Genomic DNA, 26534 nt, shown 5'->3' on the forward strand with positions numbered 1-26534 from the left:
ACCGCCCGCAGGGTCCACGAAGATGATCAGTGGCTGTCTTTCGCTCGTCATGTCACCGCACTCCCTTCTTCGCCAAAGTGGCGTCCAGGTCATGGATTTCGAGATTCGGCAGGCTCTCCATGCCTCGCTTGTGCGCGATACGGGTCGCAGTGCCTTCCACCGCGCGGCGCAGGGTTTCCCCGCGGACGAAGTACAGGACGCCGGCCAACTCGTGCCGGTCCGCCGCATCAAGGGCCGCGGTCATGGCTGCCGCCAATCGGCCTGCCCCGCGCTTGCGGGAGAGTTCCACCTCGATCGCCCAGACCTTGTCCGGGTCGGTGAAGTCCTGGAACCAGGCATCATGAATATGGCCGTTGGGCTGCCCGGGATCGGAATTGAGATGCCGGTACAGCAGGCGCTCGCTAGTCCAGACCTCCGGATCGGTCTGCATCCCGGTCAACGCCAACCGCAACTCCGTCACCGCGGTCATGTGCGCCGCCGTCGACGGGCGCGGCCGCCACTCACCAGGATCGAAATCCAGGTAACCCCAAGCGGTTTCGCGAGTCGGGTAAATGACCAGCGGGCCCTGCGGCACCACCTCGACATCGTCGAAGTGTGTCGAGTGCCGCCACGGCCCCGGCGATCCGTAATCCAGGCGCGTCAGGTGAACCTGCCCGGACTCCTTCAACCGGCGCGCCATAGTGTGCGCACCCCGCATACTGCGCCCGGTGGCGGTCGCCATCGTCGTGACGAACATCCCCCGCTCCTGGCAGAGAAACTCCAGGAACCGGGTTTCCCACGGCTGCTGACGAAATTCCGGCGCGCTCACGGCGTCACCGCCACACGCGGGCACCCTGCGGGCCACAGGGCAACCTGTGTCGACTCCGGTGCGGGGCACGCGACCACGGTTACCGGCTGCGAGGCATGCCGACCGAACAGTAAGACGCCGCAGTACATGCCTGCGGCGAATGCGAACACCAGAAAGAACAGCCCGAAGACGATCTGCGGTGATACCGGCACGGCCGTCCGGGTCTGCGGCTCGAACATGAAGTAGTCGCCGTTCATCGCCGACCACCTCGCCGACGCCGACCGACTGGGCTAGCGAAACTCCAGACCAGACCCGCAATACCAAGTAGAAGCAGGACCATCAGGAGCAGAACCGCGAGCTGTGGGACGAACACCCCGCAGATCAGCACAACGGTGAGAGCCAAGACGAGCGTCCGAATCATGCTGCACCACCTCGCAGGTCCACCGAAATCGGCTTCGCCACCGCGAGTAGTTCGCTCCGCTCCACGCGAAGTAGCCGCGGTCCCATCCGGTATCCCCTGAGGTGGCCACCATCGATCCAGCGTCGAATCGTCTTGGTGTCCACTTGCGCCAACGCCGCAGCGTCCCGCAAGCTCATGAGCTGGCCTGTTGGAACGCGCGTGTCCACGCTGCGCCTCTGTGTCATGAATCTGCCTCCTTCGTCTGGCATGGCGTGAAATGCCTTGCCACATCAGGAAACTCGGAATTCAGGAGGTGGCACAGGGCACACGAATGGGGGACATTTCCCACCGGGGGGACATAGTCTGTTGGAGTGCAGACCAGTCATGACTCCGAGCCGCCGAACGACCGGGCAAGATCAGGGGCGTTCCCTGCATCTCAGCCGGAATCGTTTTCAAGCCCCGAATCCATCTCCCGAAACGACTGGGACGCCTTCCGGGCCGTTGACTACATGGAGAACCATTGGTCGCGCGGCGCGTGGTCCGCTGACCAAGAAACCTATTTCTGGTATCTGACGTTTTCGGATGAAGAACTGGCAGAGAAGACAGAACAAATCCAGACCGGCCTGGACATCGGCGGCCTGGATTTCGTACCCCTTGATGGACTGCACATCACCGTGCTGAAGATTGGAAACCGCGATGGGGTCACCGCGGAGGAGATTCAGGCCATAGCGGACAGCGCCAAGAAGAAGTTCGACGAACTCGAACCGTTCCAGCTCGAAGTCGGACCTCTTGCTGGCTCACGTGGCGCAGTTCGCTTCTCAGTCTCCCCATGGTCCGAACTGGTCGAACTTCACCGTATTGCGCGAGCCGCCACGCTGGAAGTCCTCCCCGACCTTGAGATTGCAGATACCGCCGCCTTCCGCCCGCACCTCGGAATCGGGTACAGCAATCGGCACCAACCTGCCGAACCGCTGATATCAAAAATCTCGAAGCTCCGAGACAGCTCACCGGTCAGGGTTTACGTCGACAGTGTCAGGATCGTCCGGCTCCGCCGCGAGGAACACGCATACCGCTGGGACGACGTCGCGACGATCGAACTCGGGGTCTAGCGCGGCACGGAAGCGGATGCCGAGAAATCCCGAACCCGGTCTGCCCAATCATGAAGGGTGACTCGATATTCGCGCACCTCGGATGCATCGAATGACTGTGTGGCTGTACCGAACTCGTGGGCTCGCTGCCACACAGATCGGATAGGACGCTCCTCCGAGTACACGAGCGCCTGAGAACCTAGATGCACGGCCTGCTCGACGTCCGGACTGTTCGACTTGATCAGCGCTGTGGCGATATCCAGCCGGACCAATGACCTGCTCCAGACCGAATCCGACTCATCCACAAGGGCTTCCACCTGGTGGCCATATTCGAGAGTCCGCTCGTAGTCGCCGGCCGACAGATAAGCCGTCGCTGCGTTCGCTGCCAACCGGGCATTGCCGTAGGGCTCAAAGGTCAGCGCAGGTGACAGTCCGGTTGGGGTCGAAAGATGTTACGCCAGCGTGTTCGCGCGTCCGATCGTTGAATGAACGCCGTTGACGTCACCCATCTTTCCCTGCGCTCGCGCTAGCCCGTTAGATAGCAAGCGGATCGCTTGTGGACCGTCCGCTGCGTAGCGAAGCCCTTCCTCAGCGAGCCTCGCCGCGGCGTCATACCTTCCCATGTAGTACGCGCAGAAGCTTTCCGTGCCCCGTACCCATGCCTGCAATTGAGGGTCTTCCAGAAGGCTCGCAATCTTAAACGACTCCTTCGCATACATACTGGCATAAGCGAATTGGCCTCGATTCACGGCCATGTAGCTCAACATTCCAGATAGCTTGGAAGCCAACTCGTAGAGGCGTTGCGCTTGCCTAGGGTGCTGGCGCTGGCGTAGGAGCTCATCTATCCGGTTCCGGAGAGCGATTACCTCCGGCGCCAGCTTTTTCGGTCCTTCGACTTCGTACCGCTCGATGATGTTTCCGACCGCAAGGTCGACGATATCGAGAACAGGATCATCGACATCGATTTGCCCGAGCCACTGCAAGCGCTGCGAAATGACTAGCGGATTCTCGAATGCATCCGGAATGGCCTGAGCCACTTCCTGTTTCAACACAATGTTGGGATACCCAATATCGGCCGGTCGCAGGTCTCTGTTGAGCCTCTCCCCCAGGACCGCCAACATGACGCGACAAGAACGTTCGTTCGGCTGCGCTACTACGCCATCCGTCCACTTCTTAACGTGCGTGTGGGTCGTGGACAGCGGCGGGCCACCATCGACCGGGCCGTAGTCCCGCATCCGCTTGGCGAGACCCTTGGCTTGGACGCCAGCCTCCGCCATGACCGCAGTCAATTTCCTGTTGGGCTGCGGAACTCCAACCATCCGTGACCACCTCGATCCCCACCATGGATAGTCCTTCATGTCAGTATACGGGCTCAAATGTCCACTCACGCACTGTTTTTCACGTGATTCTTCACTGGTGGGGACATAATTGAAATCAGGGTCAGTGCTTGATCAGTAGCAATTCGAATGCTCAGAAGGGGTCTGACATGGGATGGGCTCAGAAGCTCCCGAGCGGGAGGTACAGCGGTCTCTACCGTGACGCAGCAGGGAAGGTTTGCCGAGCACCCGGAACCTTTGCCACCAAAGCCATCGCAGAACGCAAGGCCACCGCGAAGGAGGACACGGTCCGCGAAAGCAAGTACCACGCACCAGGACTCATGACCTGGACCGAGTGGCTGCCGCGGTGGACACTCCGACGGGTCGTGGACGAAGGTACCCAGAAGATCGATGACCACCGAATCAACAAACATCTGGTGCCGAAGTGGGGCACAGTGCTGCTGACCGATATCGCCCAGCCGGACATCCAAGACTGGGTAGCAGAGCTGCGAAAGACGCTGGCGCCGACCACGGTTGAGAAGTGTTATCGCCTCCTCAGCGCGTCGATGAAATCAGCCCTCCAGGCAGAGGTCGTGACAGTCAACCCGTGCCATGACATCGAGTTACCCAAGCCTGGGCCGACTCCCGAGAGGTACCTCGAAGACGACGAGTTCAACGCTCTCCGTGCCCCTCTCGATGATTTCGATCAGCTCGTCGTGGATGTTCTCATCGGCACCGGCATGCGGATGGGGGAAGTACAGGGCTTACACCGGGAGCACATCGACCTCAAGCGCAAGACGATCAGCATCGAGTGGGCGTGGGACAAGGCCGCCAAGCGAATGAAGTCCCCGAAGGACTATGAGCGGCGTGTAATCCCCATCGGGGAGGGCCTGACCAAGATCCTCGCTGCCACAATCAAGAGAAACGGGCTCGGCGTACCGGCACCAGTGCGATACGTCGAGGACGGTCGAGCGATCCGCAGCGGCCTGCTTTTGGCACACACCGACGATCGCCCGTTCGACCAAGACAACTTTAGGGATCGGTTCCTGGCTGCCACGCGGGTTACGTGGGTCGGCGACGGCGAGGACAAACGTCGACTCGGCAAGGTCCGCCCCCACGATCTCCGGCACACCTATGCCGGCCGCCTCGTGCGAGCTGGTGTGCCACTGCAACAGGTGCAGAAGCTTCTGGGGCATTCGTCGATTCGAACCACCCAGCGCTATGCAACCTTGAGTGACAGCCAGTGGAATCAAGTTCGCCAAGTACTCGGCTAGCGCTTCTCCGCTCAGTGAGCATTTGCGGACGGGGAGGTTGGACTCACGTCCAACCTCCCCCAAGACCTGGGTGCGAAGTCCAAGAACTTCGCAGGGACACCTCGTACCGGCACGAACCGGCCCCAGGAGTTGCTCAACAAGCATGCGATAAGCATTTTCAGCTGTCAAAGTGAAGATGTGACATCCGTTGTCGTGTGGGCTGGCGTGGACAGCCACGGCCCCTGTTCGCTCTATTGAGGCTCCCCCCGATCGGTGGACACCTGATTAGCAGGACGACAAGTCCTGTTGAAAGGATGTCCCTATGCCTCCTCGCAAGCGTCGGTCGTTCACGACCGAGTACAAAGTCGAGGCCGCGCACCGGGTAATCGACACCGGGCGCACGATCGCCGAAGTCGCCCGCGAGCTCGGAGTGGGTGAGCCAGTGCTGGGCGGCTGGGTCAAAGACGAACGCCGCCGCCTGGCGGCCGCCGAGGTCCATGGCGAGGCGCCGTTGAGCCCTGCTGAGCGAGCCGAGTTGCTCGCTTTGCGCAGGCGAGTCTCGGAGCAGGACAAGGACATTGCGTTCCTGAAAAAAGCTTCGGCGTACTTCGCGGCGATGCAGCAGAACCGGCCCGGTTCGAGCTGATGGCCGCGGAGTGCGCCGCCCCGCAGATCACCGGCGCTCGGACCGATATCACCCGCATGGCACGCCTGTTGAGCGTATCGACCTCGGGTTTCTATGCCTGGTGCCAACGCGCGGCGGCCACCGTCCTGACTGATCGGCAGCAACGCCGCGCTGATCTGACGGTGAAAATCCAAGTCGTTCACACCGATTCCGACGGCACCTATGGTGCGCCGCGCATCACCGCTGAGCTGCGTGAGCAGGGTGATCGGGTGTCGGAGAAGACGGTCGCGGCGATCATGGCCGAGATCGGATTGGCCGGGATCAGCCCGCGCACCTTCAAAATCCGCACCACCATCACCGATCCCGCCGCGTCGTTCCCGCCGGATCTGGTGGATCGCGACTTCGACCGGGGCCGCCTCGATGCGGTGTGGACCTCGGATATCACGTATCTGACCTGCGGTGAAGGCGACATGTACTTGTGCGCGATCCGCGATGAGCACTCCAGAAAGGTGCTCGGCTGGACAGTGGCCGAGCACATGCGCACCGAAATGGTCACCGACGCTGTCGAATTGGCTGTCGCCACTCGCGGCGGTTCGTGTGCGGGCACGATTCTTCACTCGGACAGGGGCGCCCAATACACGGCGGGCGCCATGGCCGCCGTTTGCTCGCGTCACGGGCTGCGCAGGTCGATGGGTGCGACCGGAATATGCTGGGACAACGCCGGCGCGGAGAGCCTGTGGTCGACGTTCAAGCACGAGTACTACTACCGGCACACTTTCACCACGAAGTCGGAACTCGTTGCTGCAGTTGACAAATGGATGAATCGGTACAACACTCGGCGACGCCATTCCGCGATCGGAATGCTCAGCCCCGACCGCTATGAGCGGTCACTCCACGCGGCCGATTCCTCGGCCGCATAGAACCCCCGTCCACCATTTGGGGGGAACCTCATATATCGCCACCGACAGCAGGATTTCTTGGGGTCCTGGGGGGTCAAGATGGGACCAGGGGCGCAAGGCGTTTGCATGTGTCACGGAGCCGGTCGTCTTTGGCTACTGGGGAGACGTCCTGTTCCCGGCGCTTGCACTGCCTCTTGTACAGGAACAGGTGGACCGAGGCATGTTGTCAACTTCTCCTGGGAGTCGTGGACACCAAGCGATTGAGCGCGCCATCCGCGGATTGTGGTCTGACTATCCGCACAGTCGACGTCAAGATCTCGGCATCGCGATTGGCAGTCGCGCTGGCGACCGCATGTCAGCCCGCTTTCTGCTGTCAATCCTCACGTACTCGAAACGCGCTGACACTTGGCAGCTCTCCGAAATACCGATGCCAGACGAATCTGCAGTACTTCACATAGCAGGCAGTGGAGATGCCGAAATCCGCAAGGCGCAACAGCTCTGGGACGTCAGCGAGGCCAGGAGAACAAGCCGGGCAGTCTTCAGCGCCTTCTGTGAGTCCGTCGCTGCTGGTAACGACAACAGCTCGGGTGGGGCCCCTCAGCTTGTCGGTCTACATCGGATCGCACCCGCGAAAACGTTCGGAGTGCTGTACGGCAAGAAGCGGTACGTTTCTGGCCGATCGGTTAGCCAGTCCGACGTCTCGTCCATGACAACCGTGAGCTGGTTCAACGAACTGTTCGAGATAGTCGATCCCATCAAGAAGAAGCGTGAGCCTGGGGCTCAGGTCCACCTACCTCGCTCCTGACCTAGCTACAGGTGAAAGGGCCCAACGGTCGGACCCAGTCTCTGCCGATCGGCAGGATCGACTGCTGACATGAATCAACGGAAGCGACCCAGGAACGCCCCTCTAAGAGCGAATACTTGGCGAACAATGACTGCTACATGAATGCCAACACGAATCGCTTCCAAGATCGAAGCTGATACACGGAAACCCAGGCGTGACCTGGGTTTTCAACTGTGGGCACAGAGGGTTTCGAACCCCCGACCGCTGGTGTGTAAAACCAGAGCTCTACCACTGAGCTATGTGCCCGAGACTCCGGCGGGAGGCCGGGATCCGGTTGTTGCGTGTGGACCGGAGTCCGGGGCAACGGGTTATGAATCTAGCGCGGCCAAGGCTTTCTCCCAAGCCTGCTGGTCACGGGCTTCTCCGGGGCCGTTCATTTCGGAGAAACGGATGATTCCGTCCTTGTCGATGACGAAGGTGCCGCGGTTGGGGTAGCCGGATTTTTCGTTGAAGACGCCGTACGAGGTGGCTACCTCGCCGTGCGGCCAGAAATCGGAGAGCAGGGGGAAGGTGTAGCCCTGTTCGGCCGCCCAGATCTTGTGGGTGGGCGGGGGACCTACCGAGATGGCGAGGATCTCTGCGTTGTCGTTCTGGAACTTGGGAAGTTCATCGCGGACCTTGCAGAGCTCACCCTGGCAGATGCCGGTGAAGGCCAAGGGGTAGAAGACAACCAGGACGTTCTTCTCACCGCGGTAGCTGGAGAGGGAGACGTCCTGATTGTTCTGGTCCTTCAGTGTGAAGTCCGGTGCGACCGTGCCGACCTCTAGTGGCATGCAAACCTCAATCCTGTCAGGGCATTCGTGGACGGCGCATCACAGCGTGATGCGCCGTCCATATCGAAAACCTTAGCGAAGACGCGGGTTAGCGCTGCTTCGAGGGCGTCTTGGGTTGCACCAGGCGGGAGCCGGACCAGTCACCGAGGCTGATCGACGAGGTCTGGGTCAAGCCGGCCGGGGTTGCGGATTCGGCGATTTCCGCCGGATCAACATGCCCGCTTTGGCCGGTCTTGGGTGTCAAAACCCAGACAATGCCTTCATCCGACAACGGAGTAATGACGTTGAGGAGCTCGTCGACAAGGTCGCCGTCTCCGTCACGCCACCAGAGCAGCACGACATCGACCACCTCATCAGTGTCCTCATCGAGCATCTCCGAGCCGATGGCTTCTTCCACGGCGGCTCGCAAGCCGTCGTCGGTATCCTCGTCCCAGCCCAGCTCCTGAATCACCAGTCCGTGAGTAATGCCAAGCTTCTGAGCGTAGTTCTGCGCGTCCGCCGCGGCGACCACGGTGGCGTCCTCCTCAACTCCAGACAATAGGTAGATGCAAGCGAACATGGTTCTTGCTCTCAGCGCAAGCTGATCGAACGAATTCGCAAGCTAAATGTCGTATGTGCGACGCGCCGCCGGCTCGGCCCGAGGCCGCCTGCGACCCCGGCTCACTTCGCCGGGCACGCGCCGCGAACCGCGTTCAAAGCGTCGTTGACCTTGTGACTCGCATCATTCAGAGGTCCGACGGGCGAAGTGCTCGCCATCTTCTGAACCTCCGCCGAGAGCCCCCGGGCGGCCGTCACATAATCCGTGAATTTTTGTGCGAGGTCTGTCGGCAAGTCGGGGCCGGAAGCGCCCACTCGGGTCTCGACGGTCTTCGCCGCGTCCTCCAGAGCGCCCGCGGCGGCGTCCCGCTTCGCGGTCTGATCGCCGGTATTGCCGTCGTGCGCATCGACGAAATCGTTGTAGCGATCCACCGCCGTGCCCGTGGTCGCGCGGAACGGGTCGCAATTGTCGGCAATCGCCTTCGTCTGCGCGGCCGCCGCTTTCGCGGAGGCGGCGGCGGCCGACGAAGTGGCCGCTTCCGCGCGATACGAAGTCGCGTCGGCCTGATTCACCGTCGGCGTACCCTCGACAGTGCTGGCGCAACCTGCGATAACCAGGCCCAGCCCCACCGCCGCGGCCGCGCCCGCCAATCCGAACCCACGTGGGTTCAGTTTCATCGTCCTCCCCGTTCCTGCCTCGGCCGGTTCCCTGAAGAACCGTACTGGATCAGCGGCTGACATGATGACCCGTGACGCACCATGCACAAGGATGTGAGGTGCGCCGCAAACCAATCGTTACGGGTATGCCGCCTACCAGCGACAACCCGGGGTAATGGCACTTATCAGATGTCTCATCCCTGTGTACGAGGAGCAAACGTCTTGACCGACCTGATGCACCCGATTTCTTCGCCGAGTCCCACAAACGGCCCGGCACGCAACCTCCCGGCAGGGGGCCGGGTTCGAGTGATTCGCGAGGGGGTGGCGTCATACCTGCCGGACATCGATCCGGAAGAAACCAGCGAGTGGCTCGACTCCTTCGACGAAATGCTCGAACGAGAAGGCCCCGGCCGCGCGCGGTACCTGATGCTGCGGATGCTGGAGCGCGCCGGCGAACGCCATGTCGCCATCCCGGCGCTCACCTCCACCGACTACGTCAACACCATCCCCACCGAGAACGAACCCTGGTTCCCGGGCGATGAGGAGACCGAGCGCCGCTACCGCGCCTACATCCGCTGGAACGCCGCGGTCATGGTGCACCGCGCGCAGCGGCCCGGAGTCGGTGTGGGTGGCCATATTTCGACCTACGCGTCGTCATCCGCCCTGTACGAGGTGGGTTTCAACCACTTCTTCCGCGGCAAGGATCATGTGGGCGGTGGCGACCAGGTCTACATCCAGGGTCACGCCTCCCCCGGCATCTACGCACGCGCGTATCTCGAAGGCCGCCTGACCGAAGACCAGATGGACGGGTTCCGCCAGGAGTACTCCCACGGCGGCCCGGGCAAGGGCCTCTCGTCCTACCCGCACCCGCGGCTCATGCCGGACTTCTGGGAATTCCCCACGGTCTCCATGGGTTTGGGCCCGATGAACGCGATCTACCAGGCGCGCTTCAACCACTACCTGAACGATCGCGGCATCAAGGACACCTCCGATCAGCACGTGTGGGCGTTCCTCGGCGACGGCGAGATGGACGAGCCGGAATCGCGCGGCCTGATCCAGGTCGCCGCGAACGAGGGCCTGGACAATCTGACCTTCGTCATCAATGCCAATCTGCAGCGCCTGGACGGCCCGGTGCGCGGCAACGGCAAGATCATCCAGGAACTGGAGTCGTTCTTCCGCGGCGCCGGCTGGAACGTCATCAAGGTGGTCTGGGGCCGCGAGTGGGACTCGCTGCTGCAGGCCGATCGCGACGGCGCTCTGGTCAACCTGATGAACTCCACGCCCGACGGCGACTACCAGACGTACAAGGCCAATGACGGCGCGTACGTGCGCGAGCACTTCTTCGGCCGCGATCCGCGGACCAAGGAGCTGGTGAAGGGCCTGTCGGACAACGACATCTGGAACCTCAAGCGCGGCGGCCACGACTACCGCAAGATCTACGCGGCCTACGCGGCGGCCATGGCGCACAAGGGACAGCCGACGGTCATCATCGCCAAGACCATCAAGGGCTACGGCCTGGGCAAGCACTTCGAAGCCCGCAATGCCACGCACCAGATGAAGAAGATGACCCTGGACGACCTCAAGGCCTTCCGCGATGTGCAGCGCATTCCGATCAGCGATGCCGATCTCGAGAAGAACCCCTACCTGCCCCCGTACTACCACCCCGGCATGGATGCGCCGGAGATCCAGTACATGATGGGCCGGCGCGCGAACCTGGGCGGTTTCGTCCCCGAACGACGTACTGCAGCAAAGCCTCTGCAACTTCCGGGCGATGAGGCCTACCGCAGCGTCCGCAAGGGCTCGGGCAAGCAGAGCATCGCGACCACGATGGCCTTCGTGCGCCTCATGAAGGACCTGTTGCGGGACAAGGAAATCGGCAAGCGCATCGTGCCGATCATTCCGGACGAGGCCCGTACCTTCGGTATGGACTCGTGGTTCCCTTCGTTGAAGATCTACAACCGCAACGGTCAGTTGTACACATCGGTCGACGCCGAGTTGATGCTTGCCTACAAAGAGTCGGCCACCGGGCAGATCCTGCACGAGGGCATCAACGAGGCCGGTTCCACCGCATCCTTCACCGCGGTGGGCACCTCGTACTCGACGCACGGCGAGCCGATGATCCCGCTCTACATCTTCTATTCGATGTTCGGATTCCAGCGCACCGGTGACGGTCTCTGGGCCGCGGCGGATCAGATGGCACGTGGATTCGTGCTCGGAGCTACCGCCGGGCGAACCACACTGACCGGTGAGGGCCTGCAGCACAACGACGGTCACTCACTGCTGCTGGCGTCCACCAATCCGGCGTGTGTCCCCTACGATCCGGCGTTCGCGTTCGAAATCGCCCACATCGTGCGGGACGGCCTGCGCCGCATGTACGGCGGCGGCGTCGGCACCACCGGTTATCAGGAGGCCCTGCCGGGCACCGATCCCGAGGCGCATTCGGTGCACCACGAGTTCGGCGGCGAGGACATCTTCTACTACATCACCCTCTACAACGAGCCCCAGCAACAGCCGACCGAGCCGGAGAACCTCGATGTGGAGGGCCTGCTCAAGGGCATCTACCTCTACAAGCGCGGCGGCGAGGGCCAGGTGCGCGCGCAGATCCTGGTGGCGGGCGTGACCATGCCCGACGGTCTGCTCGCACAGCAGATGCTGGCCGACGAGTGGGGTGTGCAGGCGGACGTGTGGTCGGTGACCTCCTGGGGTGAGCTCCGAAAGGACGCTCTCGCCAAGGAGATCGCCAAGCTGCACCACCCGGATGTCGACCCGGGCCTGCCGTACGTGACCAAGGCGCTCGGCACGGCGGGACCGGCTTCCGGCCCGTTCGTGGCCGCCTCGGACTGGATGCGTGCGGTGCCGGATCAGATCCGCCAGTGGGTTCCGGGCACGTTCATCTCGCTCGGCACCGACGGTTTCGGATTCTCCGACACGCGTCCGGCGGCGCGCCGCGTTTTCAATGTCGATGCGGCGTCCATCGTGGTCGCGGCACTCGCCGGTCTGGCCGAAGCCGGAACGATCGACCAGGCCAAGCTGGTCGAGGCCGCCGCCCGCTACCGCATCGACGACGTGAACGCCGCGCCGAAGGCGGCACCCGGTACCGAAGGTGGCGACGCATAACGCACCATAAGCACTGTGGAACGTAAACCGCCGAGGCCGCGCCGGATCAACGAAGGCTCCTCAGAACACGAGGTCTACCTTCCCACCGGCGCGCTCTCGCCGAATCGGCAGACGCGCGACCCACTACCGGACACCCTGCTCAAGCGGGTGAAGCAGTTCTCGGGTCGCCTGTCCACCGAGGCGGTCTCCTCGATGCAGGAGCGGTTGCCGTTCTTCGCCAATCTGGATGCCGCCCAACGGGCCGGTGTCCAGATGCTGGTGCAGACGGCGGTGGTCAACTTCCTGGAGTGGCTGCAGGATCCGGAGAGCGACATCAGGTTCAGTCTCGATGCGTTCCAAGTGATTCCGGACGATCTGGCGCGGCGGCTGACGCTGCGCCAGACCGTCGACATGGTCCGCGTGGCCATGGAGTTCTTCGAACAGTGGCTGCCGGCGCTGGCGCGCAACGACCGGCAGCTGGTGGCGCTCACCGAGGCGGTGCTGCGATACGGGCGTGAGCTCGGTTTCGCGGCCGCCTCGGTGTACGCCAGCGCCGCCGAATCCCGTGGCGCCTGGGATACCCGGCTGGAGGCCCTGGTCGTCGACGCCGTGGTGCGCGGCGATACGGGTCCCGAAATGCTTTCGCGCGCGGCGACTCTCAATTGGGATGCCAGCGCGCCCGCCACCGTGCTGATCGGCACTCCCCCGAAAGATCAAGTGGCGGTGGTGGGTTCGGTGCACTCGGTGGCAGCCCGGCACGGCCGCAACGCACTTGCGGTGGTGCAGGGTTCCCGCCTGGTGATGGTCGTCAGCGGCCATCTCGGCGACACCCTGTATCCCTCGCCGTTCCTGGCCGATCTCCTCAGCGAGGCCTTCTCCGACGGTCCCGTGGTGATCGGCCCGACCACCCGCACCCTCGGTGTCGCACACATCAGTTCGGTGGAGGCGATGGCCGGAATGGAGGCGGTGGTGGGCTGGCGCAGCGCGCCACGCCCGGTGCACGCGACCGAATTGCTGCCCGAACGAGCACTGCTCGGAGATCGTGCGGCGGTAACCGCCCTCAACGAATTGCTTGTGCTACCGTTGGCCGCTGCTGCGGGCGAGCTGTCCAATACGTTGGAGGCTTACCTGGACTGCGGCGGAGCCGTCGAGACCTGTGCGCGGCAACTGTACGTTCATCCAAACACCGTCCGGTATCGGTTGAAGCGCATCGCCGACATCACGGGCCGGGATCCGATGAATCCGCGCGATGCCTACGTGTTACGAATCGCCTCCACTATAGGAAGGCTGACTCGAACACGTAACGAATCGCCCACTTCAGCCCCAGATGTTGCGTCCGTCACAGATCCTAAGGACGGGCTGTAACGCAATTCGCGAACCGGACGATCGGCTCGACTCACTTGCCCTTTTGTGGACACCTCACAAAAGACCCCCCAAAGCTTCATTCGCGCCGACATCTCGTGAGAGCGCCCTCACAGTGTTGTCTTAGAGGCGTGATCGCGTTGCTTGCCCCAGGACAGGGGTCTCAGACACCCGGCATGCTCACCCCTTGGCTCGAACTGCCCGGCGCGGCTGATCGAATCGCGTTGTGGTCGAAGGCCTCGGGACTGGACCTGCTGAGGTTGGGTACCACCGCTACGGCCGAGGAGATCACCGATACGTCGGTGACCCAGCCTCTGGTCGTGGCGGCCGCACTGCTGGCGTTCGCGGAAATCCCCCGGGATGCACTCCCCGCGGATACCATCGTCGCCGGACACTCGGTCGGTGAACTTGCCGCCGCCGCCATCGCCGGAGTCATCTCCGCTGATGACGCGGTTGCTCTGGCTGCTCTCCGTGGCGCGGAGATGGCCAAGGCATGTGCACTCGAGCCGACCGGTATGTCGGCGGTGCTCGGCGGTGACGAAGCCGCCGTGCTCGCCCGGCTCGACGAACTCGGCCTGATCCCGGCCAACCGCAACGCGGTCGGCCAGATCGTGGCGGCGGGTAGGCTGGACGCGCTCGCGGAACTCGCGAGCAACCCGCCCGAAAAGGCTCGGGTCCGAGCCCTTCCGGTCGCCGGCGCCTTCCACACCGCGTTCATGGCACCTGCCCAGGACGCGGTGGCGGAGGCCATCGCCAGGATCGCTCCCAGTGAGCCGATCCGGGTGTTGCTGTCGAACTTCGACGGTAAGCCGGTCACCTCCGGCCAGGATGCGGTAGACAAGCTTGCTGCCCAGGTCACCCGGCCCGTGCGCTGGGACCTGTGCACCGAATCCATCCGTACGGCGGGAGTTTCCGCAGTGGCAGAGTTGCCACCGGCGGGAACCTTGGTCGGCATTGCCAAGCGGGAGCTCAAGGGCACCCCGAATCTGGCGCTGAAGACCCCCGCTGACATCCCCGCGCTGGCCGAACTCACCACCACGGGCTAGCTTGACTCGCGGTCCTGCTTCGTCAACGGCGACGGGCACGGTGACTTTTCAGTGACCGGACCGCAAGCACCAAAAATCCCAACCATCGACATGAATTAAGAAGGGAGCCACCACAGTGGCCGCTCTGACCCAGGAACAGATCGTCGAAGAGCTCGGCAAGATCATCGAAGAGGTGACCGGTATCGAGCCCTCCGAGGTGACCATCGAGAAGTCCTTCGTCGACGACCTGGACATCGACTCGCTGTCGATGGTCGAGATCGCCGTTCAGACCGAGGACAAGTACGGCGTCAAGATCCCGGACGAGGATCTGGCGAGCCTGAAGACCGTCGGCGACGCGGTGTCGTACATCCAGAAGCTCGAGGCCGAGAACGCTGAGGCCGCCGAAGCCATGAAGTCCAAGTTCGGAAACGAGTAGGACCGACCTGTGACCACTCCTTCCACCTTGAATGGGAACTTCCCCAACGTCGTCGTCACCAGCATGGCGGCGACCACGTCGATCGCTGGTGACGTCGATGCGACGTGGAAGGGCCTCCTCAACGGCGAGAGCGGCATCGACGTTCTCGAAGACGATTTCATCGCGGAGTACGACCTTCCGGTTCGCATCGGCGGACATCTGAAGGTCGCGCCGGACACGCTGCTCACTCGGGTCGAGTGCCGGCGGATGGCTTACGTCGAGCAGCTCGCGACCGTTCTCGGTCGCGAGGTGTGGAAGAACGCCGGTTCTCCGGAGGTCGACCCGCTGCGTCTGGGTGTCGCTATCGGCACCGGTCTCGGCGGCGGCGACGCGCTCATCGATTCGGTCGACAAGCTGAAGAACGGTGGCTATCGCAAGATTTCGCCGCTGGCTGTTCAGATGGTCATGCCGAACGGTCCGTCGGCGGTTGTCGGTCTCGAGCTCAAGGCCCGGGCAGGAGTGATCACTCCGGTCTCGGCGTGTTCGTCGGGTTCCGAGGCAATCGCCAATGCGTGGCGCATGATCGTCATGGGTGACGCGGATATCGTTGTCACCGGTGGCGTCGAGGGCTTCATCGATGCGGTGCCGATCGCGGCATTCTCGATGATGCGCGCGATGAGCACCCGCAACGACGATCCGAAGGGCGCCTCGCGTCCCTTCGACAAGGATCGTGACGGCTTCGTCTTCGGCGAAGCGGGCGCGCTCATGGTCATCGAGACCGAGGAGCACGCCAAGGCTCGTGGCGCCACGATCCACGCCCGATTGCTGGGCGCGGGTATCACTTCCGATGGTTTCCACCTGGTCGCTCCCGATCCCACGGGTGACGGTGCGGCGCGTGCGATGACACGGGCGATGCAGACTGCCGGTCTGACCAAGCAGGACATCACCCACATCAACGCCCATGCGACTGCCACCCCTATCGGTGACGCCGCGGAAGCGAACGCGATCCTCAAGGCCGTGGGCAACCACGCCTCGATCTACGCACCGAAGTCCGCCCTGGGCCACTCGATCGGCGCCGTCGGCGCGCTCGAGTCGGTACTCACGGTTCTGGCGATTCGGGACGGCATCGTCCCCCCGACGCTGAACCTGGAGAACCAGGATCCGGAGATCGACCTTGATGTCGTGCACGGCGAGGCTCGCCGTCAGGACATCCAGTACGCGATCAACAACTCGTTCGGTTTCGGTGGGCACAATGTCGCGCTCGCCTTCGGCCGGTACTGACGCACTGCTGAACTAGTAACAGGTTCACCATCAGCGCCGGTTTGTAAGACAGGTGGTCCCGGCGGGGACTCGGATCGAGAACCCGCACCCCTCTGGGTTCTCTCGATGAATCCCCGCCGGGACTTCGACATTGGCAGCCGCTCTCTAGCGACCGCACTTCCTTAATCCAAGGAGAGTTTGCGATGACCATCATGGCTCCCGCGCACGCGGATACCGTGACCGATCCCCGTGACCCGCTGGGTCGGTTGCAGCGTTTCTTCGATCCCGGAACCGTCCTACCGCTGCACCCCCGCGACAAGTCCGGCGTGCTCGCCGCGATCGGTGAGGTCGACGGCGTTCGCACCGTCGCCTACTGCTCCGACGCGACCGTCATGGGCGGCGCCATGGGTGTCGACGGCTGCAAGCACATCGTCGATGCGATCGATACCGCGATCGACTCCAAGACTCCTGTTGTCGGCATCTGGCATTCGGGCGGCGCCCGGCTCGCCGAAGGTGTCGAAGCGCTGCACGCGGTCGGCCTGGTCTTCGAGGCCATGGTCCGCGCGTCCGGCCTGGTCCCGCAGATCTCCGTGGTGCTCGGCTTCGCCGCCGGTGGCGCCGCCTACGGTCCTGCCCTGACCGATATCGTGATCATGGCCCCCGAGGGCCGTATCTTCGTCACCGGCCCCGATGTGGTCCGCAGCGTCACCGGTGAGAACGTGGATATGGCGACCCTGGGCGGGCCGGTCACCCACGGCAAGAAGTCCGGTGTCTGCCACATCGTCGCCAATGACGAGGCCGATGCGCTGCACCGCGGCCGTCGCCTGGTCTCCATGTTCGCCGAGCAGGGCGAGTTCGATCTCGTCGCTGCCGCGCATGGCGATGTGGACCTGAAGGCCATGCTGCCGGCTTCGGCCAAGCGCGCCTACGACGTGAAGCCGATCGTCAACGAGCTGCTCGACAATGTCGACGGCGAAAGCACTTTCGAGGAGATGCAGGGCGGTTACGCCCGCAGCATCGTCACCGGTCTGGGTCGCCTCGGCGGCCGCACGGTCGGCGTGCTGGCCAACAACCCGATTCGCATGGGTGGCTGCCTGAACTCCGAAAGTGCCGAGAAGGCAGCGCGTTTCGTGCGCCTGTGCAATTCCTTCGGCATCCCGCTGGTGGTCATCACCGATGTGCCCGGCTACCTGCCCGGCGTCAGCATGGAGTGGGAGGGTGTGGTGCGCCGCGGCGCGAAGCTGCTGCACGCCTTCGCCGAAGCCCGCGTCCCGCGTGTCACCCTGGTGACCCGGAAGATCTACGGCGGCGCCTACATCGCCATGAACGCCCGCTCGCTGGGCGCCACGGCCGTGTACGCCTGGCCCGAGTCCGAGGTCGCCGTCATGGGCGCCAAGGCCGCGGTCGGCATCCTCCACAAGAAGGCCATCGCGGCCGCCCCGGAGGAAGAGCGCGAAGCCCTGATCGAGCGCCTCACCGTCGAGCACGAGCAGATCGCGGGCGGCGTCGAGCGCGCGGTCGCCATCGGCGTGGTGGACGAGATCATCGATCCGGCCAAGACCCGCTCCATCGTCGCCGCCGCACTGGCCGCGGCCCCGTCACGGCCGAGTCACCTGAAGAACATTCCGCTGTAAATCGTTATGCGGCAACAACTGTGGGCGGTCTCCCCGGAGGCCGCCCACAGTTGTCGGTTCCTCCGGCTATCGTGCTTCGTATGCAGGACACCGAAGGCACTGCCGTGCGGCGCAAGCCGGTGGTGGTGACGGGATTCCATGAGCCGCAGCCCCTCTCGCTCGCTTGGGAGGAAGGCGAGCGAGCCGTGTGGGCTTCGATCGATCTCGACAATCGGAACTGGCGGATGCCGGGCGATTGGCAGAAATCCATCGACAGCGAGCTGAAGTACCCCACACCGAGTGGCATGCGGTTGTCCTACATCCTGGCACTGGCGCCCGACGATATCGCTCTGCCCTACCTTCGCCGGCCCCCGTCGGTCAGCACTGTGGTCCCCATCCAGCCACTATGCCGCCTGCTGGCCCGTTTCGGCACGGAGGCAATCGATTTCGTGCTCACCATCGCGCAGACCAGACGGTCCCTCGTTCCCGCCGTGATGATGCCGATCACCGGATCGGCCATGACCCGGTGGATGGCCAACTGGCTGAACGGCAAGACCTATCACGAGTCGGCTCAGGCCTGGTTCGATCGCCATATCGACTGGGCTGCAGCGGATCTCATCTCCACTGCACTCGGCAAACCCGGCCGGGACCGAAGGTCTGCCGAAACCGCCTTGCGCACACTCGCACTCGTCGACGCCTATCGCGAGCTGATTCTGGCGGCAGCAGTGGATTTCGGACCCGCGGTGGCCGCCCCGATCACAGCATTGCTCGCAACGGCCGAGTGAGATCGCCTGCCACAATGCCCAATGTCTTTGTACCGCATGACCATAGGCGTAGAGACGCACGTCGCATAACTTAGGAAGTATGCGCTCTCCATATATGGCTCGCGCCTCTGCTCACCATTCTCGCAGTGCTCGGCTACGGACCGAGCCGCGCCACCGCCGAACCGCCGCCGTTACCAGCGGGATCGCTCCATCCGGCCCGAACATCACCAATATCGTGCTGCAGGACGCCTGCCCGAACGACTTCAGCGAACATCTCTTCCTGGCCGCCGATCCGATTGCGAGACAGTACATTCTGAATGCGCTCGATCCGGAGAACGCGCAGCCGATCGACTGCACCGGAATACCGCGCAACAGCGGCTAGCACCGATTCACGAGTAGAGGCGGACCTTTTCGGCGGATTCGTTCTGGCTGGCGCACTCCTGGTAGGAGTTCGGAGTGCCTTGCCGCTCACCGCATACCCAGCGAATATTGTTGACCGTCACGGGGATGTCGCCCTTGGGCTGGGCTTTGCGCGCGTCGCCGTAGGCATTGGTAACCGCGAGGGCCGTCGGGCAGAAGTCGGTGCCCTTGGTGGTGAGTGCGACAACCGCGAGGCCGTTCACGCCGGGGCCGCAGTCGACCGCACCATCGGAGGTGACTGTCGGATAGGCATTGTCGCTCGGCGCGGCACTGGACGGGGGCGGTCCCTGGATGGCCTGTTTGGTCGCGGGTGCGCTGTTGCAGGCCGCGAGACTGAGGGCCACGGCGCCGGCGAGGGCGAGAGTGGCGACGGTGCGCCGCATGGAAGCTCCTTGATCGAAGGGGGGTGGGCCTGCCGTGCGGGTGAATCAGCCGACGTCGCGGCGCAGCCAGGTGACCTCCGCACCGCCTTCGTCGCCGAGCCGGAGGGGTTCGAGAGCATCGTCCCAGGCGGTGCCGAGGGCGCGGTCGATTTCGGCGGCGATGTCATTGGCGCCGCCCTGGCCGCGGCCCCGGGCTTCGGCGACGATGGCGCGCAGCCGCATCTCCCCGACCATGACGTCACCGCTGGCGCTGGTCGCGCCGTGCCACAGGCCCAGGCCGGGCACGAAGCTGTAGCGCTCGCCGTCGACGCCTTCACTGGGTTCCTCGGTGACTTCGAAGGCGAGCACGGGCCAGTCGCGCAATGCCCCAGCTAACCGACCGCCGGTACCGACCGGGCCGTACCAATCGGTGGTGGCCCGCAAATTCCCGGGGGCCGCCGGCTGCGCGGTCCAGCGCAGTTTGGCCGGGGCCTTGAGTGTCGAGGTGAGCGTCCATTCGATATGTGGGCACAGCGCGGCAGGCGACGAATGAATGTAGACAACACCAGACGTCGCGTCGGCGAACTGACTAGATCCGCGCACTACTAACACCTCCGGCTTCGACGGGTGCGTCTTCCCCAACGACCCTCCGAGCCAGCGTTGCCCGAGTGTACTGGAGTGCCCGGTGTTGCGTGTGTTACTTATTGCCCGTGTCGGATTTCAAGCAAACTCCGCGATCACAGCATCACTGAACTTCGGCCACGCCACGCGCGCCCAGTCCCCGAAATTTTCGTCCGTCAGCGCGAGACACGCCATGCCGACTTCCGGATCGACCCACAGAAAAGTGCCGGATTGCCCGAAGTGCCCGTAGGTCCGGGCGGAATTCGCGCCACCGGTCCAGTGCGGGACTTTATGATCGCGAATTTCGAAACCCAGACCCCAATCGTTGGGTCGCTGCGACCCGTAACCGGGAAGTACACCATTGCGTCCTGGGAACTGCACTGTGCTTGCCTCGGCGAGCAATTCCGCACTCAGGATAGCGGGGTTCAGCAATTCTTCGGCGAACCGTAGGAGATCTGTGATCGACGAGCTCGCCGCATGCCCCGCCGGGCCTGCCAGCACCGAGGACGCCATGCCGAGCGGTTCGAACACGCCCTCGTGCAGGTACCGGTCGAACGGGATTCCGGTCTGCCGCGCAACGAAATCCGCGAGCACCTCGAACCCCGCGCTGGAGTAGATGCGCCGCGCGCCCGGTTCGGCGAGCACCTCGCTGGTATCGAAGGCCAGTCCGGAGGTATGCGCGAGCAGGTGCCGCACGGTGGCGCCCGGCGGACCCGCGGGCTGGTCCAGCTCGATCGCGCCCTCCTCCACGGCCACCAGGACGGCGTAGGCGACAAGCGGTTTGGTCACCGACGCGAGCCGGAACACCCGATCGAGGTCGCCCGCGCTATCCAGCACGCCCTTGCCGCGGACCACAACACCCGCCGCGGCATTCCGGACCGGCCACTCTCGAATCTGCTCCAGCGCTCGCACAGTGACGAGCCTACGAGTCGGCATGCGCCGCGGCCGGACGGGGCCGATTCAGCACGGATCGGCGGCGGCCGTAGGTGAAGTAGACGATCAGGCCGACCGCCGACCACAGCGTGAACGCCAGCCAGGTCACGCCCGGCAGGTGTCCGAGCAGCCATACGCACATGCCCACGCCGAGCAGCGGCACCACCGGCACCAGCGTCCGGAAGGTGCGCGGCAGATCGGGTTTGGTGCGGCGCAGGACCAGCACGCCGATATTGACCAGGCCGAAGGAGACCAGTGTGCCGATATTGGTGGCGTTCACCAGTTCGCCGAGCGGAACCAGCGCCGACAGCACCGCGACCAGCCCGCCGACCATGAGGGTATTGGTCGTCGGCACCCGCTTGGCGCCGACTTTGGACAGCACCTTGGGCATGAGCCCGTCGCGGGACATGGCGACCAGAATGCGGGTCTGCCCGTACAGCACGGTCAGCACCACGGAGGCAATGGCGATCACCGCGCCGGCGGCCAGAATCGTTGCGGGCCAGCCTCTTCCGGTCACCTGCTCGAGGACGGTGGCCAGGGACGCGCCCGAACTGCTCACATCGTCGACACCGACGGCCGCGACCGCGGTGAGTGCGACCAGCACGTACATGAGGGTGACGATGCCGAGCGAAATGATGATGGCGCGCGGCAGATCCCGCTGCGGGTTCTTGGCTTCCTCACCGGCGGTGGAGGCGGCATCGAAGCCGATGAAGGAGAAGAACACCATCGACGACGCCGCACTGATACCCGCCACTCCGGCCGGGGCGAAGGGATGCAGATTCCCGGAATCGAACGCGGTCACCGCGACGACCACGAAGAAGATCAGGACCGCGATCTTGATCATGGTGGTGACGGTGGTGACGCGGGCACTCTCCCGGACTCCACCCAGCAGCACCACGGTCGCGAAGAGCACCACCACCGCCGCGGGCAGATTGACGACCCCGCCCGCACTCGGCGCGGAGGACAGCGCATCCGGAATCCGCCACCCGACGGTCGATCCCAGGAATTCGTTCAAATACGCGCCCCACCCGACCGCGACCGCCGCGACCGATACCCCGTACTCCAGCAGCAGGCACCATCCGCACACCCAGGCGACAATCTCCCCGAGCGTGGCATAGGTGTAGGAGTAGGCCGATCCCGAGACCGGTACGGCCCCCGCCAATTCCGCGTACGACAGCGCCGAGAACAATGCCGCCAGCGCCGCGACCGCAAACGAAATGACCACCGCGGGCCCAGCCAACGGTGCGGCCTCACCGAGCACCACAAAAATACCGGTGCCCAGCGTCGCCCCGACCGACAGCGAAATCAGCGGAACAAGCCCCATACTGCGGCGCAGCGCGGTGTGCTCACCATCGGACGTGAGCTGTTCCACCGGTTTGGTCCGCAGCAACGATGTGGCGATTCGAGGTAGTCCTGGCACGTTCCCGCACGCTACCCGGTCATTGCACTCAAATTCGAAACCAGCACCACGATCACACTAGTGGCGCGCAACCATCCGGCACTCCCCACCACCCTCACCCCCAGCAAACCAGCCACCCCACCCCGAATCCCCCTCACCCACCTCGATTTCCACCGAACCAAGCCCCGAGACAACCACAGCCCCAAACCCGCCCCGAAGAATCCGCCGAATGCCCGTCGTCCTTCGTCTCTAGAACCGGACCACAGCCAGTCGACCCCGCCTGTACCGCAGGCATCCCTCCCAGCTGCGGAAGGTAGATCGGGTACCCCACCCGACGTGCCCAGCACGGCCATCTCGGGCTTTGCCCGCACCCCGTGCTGACCAACCCTGCCCGGGAGGCAAGAAACCCAGGTGCACCGACCGTTTCGGCATAGAAACCGTCGGCCACTGGGGACGGAACAGCGGGTCTCTAAGCGGCACAGCGGTTATCGGGTTTGTGCCGTGCGGATACCTGCTGTGTGGTCGGAGAGAAGGGTTGTGTGGTGCCCGCTTCAGGGGGTTTCGAGGCCGAGATGAGGCCGGTGCACCTGGGTTGTGTGCGGCGAGAGGCGGTGGTGGGTCACGGGGTGCGGGCAGGGCCCGAGATGGCCGTGCTGGTGGCGTTGGGTGGGGTACCCGATTTACCTTCCGCAGTAGGAAGGTACCTGCGGTACCGGCTCGGTCGACCGGCTGTGGTCCGGTTTCAGAGACAAACACGAAAGACGAAGAGCGAAAAGAAGAAAGATGCCTGGAACACAGGGATCGAAGATCAAGAACCCGAAAGACCAAGTCGGGCAACGGCCTGCAGCAGGGCGGGATCGGCCTGACTGTGAGGGAGTTGGGCGGGAAGCCCTTTTGTCGCGGCCGAGGTGTCATGGTTCGGGTTCCGCGAGCGAGCCGGTCTCGAAACACCCTGATAGGCAACGACCTGTAGCACCGACAGGATGATCCTGTCGGTGACACCAGGGGCGGGAACCTATTGTCGCGGTGGCGGTGGGGCAGCCCGGCGCAGCACCCGGTACCGCACCGGGGACAACCCCCAGGCACGACACACCCGGCCAGGCCGCAGCGACGGCGGAGCCTCCGACATCAACTCACCGGGATGGTGCAGGTGATTGACCTGCGGAGTCCCGGACGGGTCCACATGCGCGGGCGCGATCCACGCCGTACGACCCGGGAAGTCTGAATCCGCACCGAGTTTGATCGTCTTCCACCCGCGCGGGCCGTCCTTGACCAAGGCATGGCAGTGATCGCACGCCAAGGTCAGGTTCTCGATGTCGGTGCGGCCACCCTTGCAGAACTCGGTCACATGATGGACGGCGGCCATGCTCGCCGGGGCCGAGCAACCGGGGCGGGTGCAGCCGCGTTCGGTGGCGATCAACGCCAACCGCTGCGCCGGGTTCGCCAACCGGGCCTCGCCCAGGTGCAGAGGCATGCCGTCCTTGTTCTTCACCAACACGAACGTCTTCGAGCGGCGGGCCACCAACTTCAACGCCTCAGGAACAGGCACCGTGCCACCGGTCGCGGTGGTCGCCACTCCGGCCACGCGTTCCACGTCTTCGATGCTCATGGTGAGGATCGTCGAGACGGGCAGCCCGCGGTGGGAGCCGAGCTTGGCGGGGTTGAAATCCGGGTGCAACACCGCCAGCAACGCATCGTGCTGGCGTTGCACCTTCGAGCGCTCGTCGCGGGCGGCACAGGCTTCGAGTACGTCCCGGGGGATCGGGTTGTCCTCGTCCTCGGCCCACGGGCTTTCCTTGTCCGCGGGGTTGCACATCCCTGGACGCGCCAGCTTCGCCATGACCGCATCGAACGCCCCGCGCGCATCAGGGGTGAGTTCGACGGTGAGGGTGGACATCAGGTCATACCGTTGCGGACTCGCACTCGCCGACCGCAACCGTTGCCGGTCATCCTCATCGGTGAGTTTGCCGTCCGGGTCGAGGTAACCCAGGATCCGCTCCCCGATCCGCGGCAGATGCGTCGGATCCAACGCACGCGCCTGCCGGGCCAGTTCTTCTTCGGCATAGGCGCGGGCCTCGGCGGGGACTTTGCTGGGCAGCCGGTTCATGACCTGCCGGATCACCCGCACATGATCGAGGGAGATCGCCCCGTCATCGAGGGCCTGGGCCGAGCACGGCAGGACGGGGGCCGGGTCGGGTTCGTCACCGACCCGATGCCACACGGCGAGGTCTTCGGCGGTGCGCCACCGGTTGATCGCATCCCCGTGCGAGATATGCAGCACCGCTTGCAAATACAGGGCCGGGCTCCCGGACCCGTTCTTGGTAGGCAGGGACCGGGCACACGCTTGCACGATCAGGTCCCGTTGCACCGACGCCAACCGGCGGGTGCTGGTTTCGATCTGCTGCATCAACGCCACGATGTCGGTGTCAGGCAACGGAATCAACGACAAGGTGGTGAGGGAATCGACCGCCGCGACCAGTGCTTGCGCACTGGTCGTGATTGCGGTTTCTTCCCTTGATTCCATGCCTCTATTCTACTCCGGGGAAACAGACCCGGAAAGGCGAATTCCGTTGTGATATAAGGATATTCAGAATATCTGATCTTTACCTTTCACCCTCGACTGCTCTGTCTTTCTCGTTTTCGTTCTTCTTGTCCACGCGTCTTTCATCATTTGTCCTCTCCTCCTCAGACCGGAACGTGACGGGTCAATAGTTGGCGCTGGAACTCGGCGATCCGGTTGTCGAGGCGCGCCACCCCGTCGTGCGAACCTTCGGGAGTGATCGCAGTGCAGGTGACCGGTGCCGGTGTGCCGTCCGCCCGGCGGCCGGTCTTGCCCGGCTAGCATCGGGGGCACCATGAGTGAGCAGGTCACGGTCCACGGTCAGGTGGACAGCGGGTTCGGTCCGGTAGCGGATGCCTTTCGGCGCAACTTCGAGCAGCACGGGGAGATCGGGGCGGCGGTAGCCGTTTATGCCGGGGATCGGCCGGTGGTGGATCTGTGGGCGGGGTATCGCGATCGCAAGCGCACGCTGGTATGGGAGCGCGACACCATGGCGCCGGTGTGGTCCTCGACCAAGGGGATGACGGCTTTTGTAGTCGCTTCGGCTGTTTCGCGTGGGCTGCTGGATTATGAGGCGCCGGTGGCGAAGTACTGGCCGGAGTTCGCGGCGCACGGTAAGGAGTCGATCACCGTCCGGCAGTTGCTGGATCATCAGGCCGGGCTGGCGGCGCTGGACCGGCCGGTGCGCCTGCGCGAGATGGCCGATCTGGACGGCCTGGCGGTATTGCTGGCGGATCAGAAACCGCTGTGGCGGCCGGGAACCCGCCAGGGCTATCACCCGATCACCGCGGGGCTCTATCAGGGCGAGTTGATGCGCCGGGTCGATCCGGCGCATCGCACACTGGGCCGGGTTTTCGCGGAGGACTTCGCCGCGCCGCTGGGCCTGGACTTCTATATCGGCCTGCCGGAAGACATCTCGCTGGATCGTGTGGCCACGCTCTCGGCGACCGAGGGCCTGGACATTCTCAGGTATGAGCGGGATCTGCCGCTGCGCATCGGCGCTCAGCTGTACGCCAAGCGCGGGCTGTCCTTCCGCGCCTTGAACAGTCCGCAGGTCGGTGCGCCCGCCCGGGCCACGCGACGCGAATTCCTCGAGGTCGAATCCCCGGCCGCGGGCGGTGTGGGTACTGCCCGCTCACTGGCGCGGGTCTACGGCGCGGCGGCGGCCGATACCGGCGAGCTGCCGATCGACGCAGATCTGTTGCAGCGCTTGGCCGCCGCCGAGACCGCGCAGGATGTCCCGGCCGACGATCTGGTCCTGCTCACTCAGAGTCGCTATCACCTGGGGTTCCGGAAGTCCTGCGGCAGTTTCCGTTTCGGCGCCGATGCGCGTGCCTACGGCACTACCGGTTACGGCGGCTCGTTCGGATTCGCCGATCCGGCAACAGGTCTCGGCTTCGGTTACACCATGAATCGCCTCGGCATGGCCGTCCTCGACGATGTCCGGGCCCGCAATCTCCGTCAAGCTCTGCGCCGCTGTCTCTGACCGCTCCCTGCCGGGAGCGCGACCACCTGATGTGAGGAG

The 26534-nt window shown here is 64.2% G+C and carries 26 protein-coding genes and 1 tRNA gene; 13 read left to right on the forward strand and 14 right to left on the reverse strand.

The features are described from left to right. Positions 1-52 precede the first annotated feature (52 nt). The 3 genes from OG326_RS34690 to OG326_RS34700 all read right to left on the reverse strand — a co-directional run bounded on the left by OG326_RS34690 (position 53) and on the right by OG326_RS34700 (position 1456). Positions 53-736 carry a hypothetical protein gene (locus OG326_RS34690; RefSeq protein ID WP_327141349.1) on the reverse strand — a complete coding sequence of 228 codons (684 nt, stop codon included), beginning with the start codon at positions 734-736 and terminating at the stop codon, positions 53-55. Positions 737-804: 68 nt separating this feature from the next. Beyond that, positions 805-1044, reverse strand: coding sequence for a hypothetical protein (locus tag OG326_RS34695; protein ID WP_327141350.1), 240 nt, complete (start codon positions 1042-1044; stop codon positions 805-807). A 160-nt stretch (positions 1045-1204) separates the two neighbouring features. Then, the gene (locus OG326_RS34700; protein WP_327141351.1) at positions 1205-1456 is read right to left on the reverse strand and encodes a helix-turn-helix domain-containing protein; all 252 of its coding nucleotides are present in this window, start codon (positions 1454-1456) and stop codon (positions 1205-1207) included. A gap of 102 nt (positions 1457-1558) precedes the next feature. On the opposite strand from OG326_RS34700, the gene OG326_RS34705 reads away from it, so the two are divergent. After that, positions 1559-2296 (forward strand): 2'-5' RNA ligase family protein, encoded by a 738-nt coding sequence (locus OG326_RS34705; RefSeq protein WP_327141352.1) that lies wholly within the window; start codon positions 1559-1561, stop codon positions 2294-2296. Here OG326_RS34705 and OG326_RS34710 read toward each other — a convergent pair. Then, positions 2293-2664, reverse strand: coding sequence for a hypothetical protein (locus OG326_RS34710; protein WP_327141353.1), 372 nt, complete (start codon positions 2662-2664; stop codon positions 2293-2295). The genes OG326_RS34705 and OG326_RS34710 overlap by 4 nt on opposite strands. A 63-nt stretch (positions 2665-2727) precedes the next feature. Beyond that, entirely contained in the window at positions 2728-3594 is an 867-nt protein-coding gene (locus OG326_RS34715) for a hypothetical protein (RefSeq protein WP_327141354.1), read from the reverse strand. A 383-nt stretch (positions 3595-3977) separates the two neighbouring features. Between OG326_RS34715 and OG326_RS34720 the strand changes: the two genes are divergently transcribed. The 3 genes from OG326_RS34720 (at position 3978) to OG326_RS34730 (ending at position 6389) form a co-directional block, all read left to right on the forward strand. Further along, complete coding sequence (locus tag OG326_RS34720; protein WP_327141355.1) at positions 3978-4865, forward strand: tyrosine-type recombinase/integrase; 888 nt, start codon at positions 3978-3980, stop codon at positions 4863-4865. A 301-nt stretch (positions 4866-5166) separates the two neighbouring features. Then, the gene (locus OG326_RS34725) at positions 5167-5490 is read left to right on the forward strand and encodes a transposase (protein ID WP_327141148.1); all 324 of its coding nucleotides are present in this window, start codon (positions 5167-5169) and stop codon (positions 5488-5490) included. Continuing rightward, positions 5490-6389, forward strand: a complete 900-nt coding sequence (locus OG326_RS34730) for an IS3 family transposase (protein ID WP_327141149.1) — start codon at positions 5490-5492, stop codon at positions 6387-6389. The genes OG326_RS34725 and OG326_RS34730 overlap by 1 nt, the downstream gene beginning before the upstream one ends. Positions 6390-7386: 997 nt before the next feature. Here OG326_RS34730 and OG326_RS34735 read toward each other — a convergent pair. The 4 genes from OG326_RS34735 to OG326_RS34750 form a co-directional block, all read right to left on the reverse strand. Next, positions 7387-7458: transfer RNA gene (locus tag OG326_RS34735), tRNA-Val, on the reverse strand. 62 nt (positions 7459-7520) lie between these two features. Next, positions 7521-7985, reverse strand: coding sequence for a peroxiredoxin (locus OG326_RS34740; protein WP_327141356.1), 465 nt, complete (start codon positions 7983-7985; stop codon positions 7521-7523). Between the two features lie 88 nt (positions 7986-8073). Further along, positions 8074-8496, reverse strand: coding sequence for a DUF3052 domain-containing protein (locus OG326_RS34745; protein ID WP_327141357.1), 423 nt, complete (start codon positions 8494-8496; stop codon positions 8074-8076). 149 nt (positions 8497-8645) lie between these two features. Further along, on the reverse strand, positions 8646-9263 hold the full coding sequence (locus OG326_RS34750; RefSeq protein WP_327141358.1) for a hypothetical protein: 618 nt from the start codon (positions 9261-9263) through the stop codon (positions 8646-8648). A gap of 150 nt (positions 9264-9413) precedes the next feature. On the opposite strand from OG326_RS34750, the gene aceE reads away from it, so the two are divergent. From aceE to OG326_RS34790, 8 genes are all read left to right on the forward strand, one after another. Further along, on the forward strand, positions 9414-12296 hold the full coding sequence (aceE, locus tag OG326_RS34755; RefSeq protein ID WP_327146668.1) for a pyruvate dehydrogenase (acetyl-transferring), homodimeric type: 2883 nt from the start codon (positions 9414-9416) through the stop codon (positions 12294-12296). Positions 12297-12341: 45 nt separating this feature from the next. After that, positions 12342-13640, forward strand: a complete 1299-nt coding sequence (locus OG326_RS34760) for a PucR family transcriptional regulator (RefSeq protein WP_327146669.1) — start codon at positions 12342-12344, stop codon at positions 13638-13640. A gap of 128 nt (positions 13641-13768) precedes the next feature. Beyond that, entirely contained in the window at positions 13769-14683 is a 915-nt protein-coding gene (locus tag OG326_RS34765) for an ACP S-malonyltransferase (protein ID WP_327141359.1), read from the forward strand. Positions 14684-14798: 115 nt separating this feature from the next. Next, positions 14799-15098 carry a meromycolate extension acyl carrier protein AcpM gene (gene acpM, locus OG326_RS34770; RefSeq protein ID WP_297616963.1) on the forward strand — a complete coding sequence of 100 codons (300 nt, stop codon included), beginning with the start codon at positions 14799-14801 and terminating at the stop codon, positions 15096-15098. Positions 15099-15107: 9 nt separating this feature from the next. Next, positions 15108-16358 (forward strand): KasA/KasB family beta-ketoacyl-ACP synthase, encoded by a 1251-nt coding sequence (locus OG326_RS34775; protein ID WP_327141360.1) that lies wholly within the window; start codon positions 15108-15110, stop codon positions 16356-16358. A gap of 182 nt (positions 16359-16540) precedes the next feature. Further along, a complete protein-coding gene (locus OG326_RS34780; protein ID WP_327141361.1) occupies positions 16541-17971 on the forward strand; it encodes an acyl-CoA carboxylase subunit beta in 1431 nt (476 codons plus the stop codon). A gap of 80 nt (positions 17972-18051) precedes the next feature. Then, positions 18052-18735 (forward strand): hypothetical protein, encoded by a 684-nt coding sequence (locus OG326_RS34785; RefSeq protein WP_327141362.1) that lies wholly within the window; start codon positions 18052-18054, stop codon positions 18733-18735. Positions 18736-18949: 214 nt separating this feature from the next. Then, entirely contained in the window at positions 18950-19096 is a 147-nt protein-coding gene (locus tag OG326_RS34790) for a hypothetical protein (RefSeq protein ID WP_327141363.1), read from the forward strand. A 7-nt stretch (positions 19097-19103) separates the two neighbouring features. Here OG326_RS34790 and OG326_RS34795 read toward each other — a convergent pair whose 3' ends face one another. The 5 genes from OG326_RS34795 to OG326_RS34815 all read right to left on the reverse strand — a co-directional run bounded on the left by OG326_RS34795 (position 19104) and on the right by OG326_RS34815 (position 24973). Next, positions 19104-19517: a hypothetical protein gene (locus OG326_RS34795; protein WP_327141364.1), complete on the reverse strand. Its 414-nt coding sequence runs from the start codon at positions 19515-19517 to the stop codon at positions 19104-19106. Positions 19518-19562: 45 nt separating this feature from the next. Next, the gene (locus OG326_RS34800) at positions 19563-20099 is read right to left on the reverse strand and encodes a DUF3145 domain-containing protein (protein ID WP_327141365.1); all 537 of its coding nucleotides are present in this window, start codon (positions 20097-20099) and stop codon (positions 19563-19565) included. Positions 20100-20216: 117 nt separating this feature from the next. Next, a complete protein-coding gene (locus tag OG326_RS34805) occupies positions 20217-21029 on the reverse strand; it encodes a serine hydrolase domain-containing protein (RefSeq protein ID WP_327141366.1) in 813 nt (270 codons plus the stop codon). Between the two features lie 10 nt (positions 21030-21039). Further along, entirely contained in the window at positions 21040-22470 is a 1431-nt protein-coding gene (locus OG326_RS34810; protein ID WP_442790862.1) for an amino acid permease, read from the reverse strand. A 994-nt stretch (positions 22471-23464) separates the two neighbouring features. Continuing rightward, positions 23465-24973, reverse strand: coding sequence for an HNH endonuclease signature motif containing protein (locus tag OG326_RS34815; protein ID WP_327141367.1), 1509 nt, complete (start codon positions 24971-24973; stop codon positions 23465-23467). A 331-nt stretch (positions 24974-25304) separates the two neighbouring features. On the opposite strand from OG326_RS34815, the gene OG326_RS34820 reads away from it, so the two are divergent. Continuing rightward, positions 25305-26495: a serine hydrolase domain-containing protein gene (locus OG326_RS34820; protein ID WP_327141368.1), complete on the forward strand. Its 1191-nt coding sequence runs from the start codon at positions 25305-25307 to the stop codon at positions 26493-26495. The last annotated feature ends 39 nt before the right edge of the window (positions 26496-26534 follow it).

It is taken from the genome of Nocardia sp. NBC_01327 (assembly GCF_035958815.1).
Lineage (GTDB): Bacteria > Actinomycetota > Actinomycetes > Mycobacteriales > Mycobacteriaceae > Nocardia.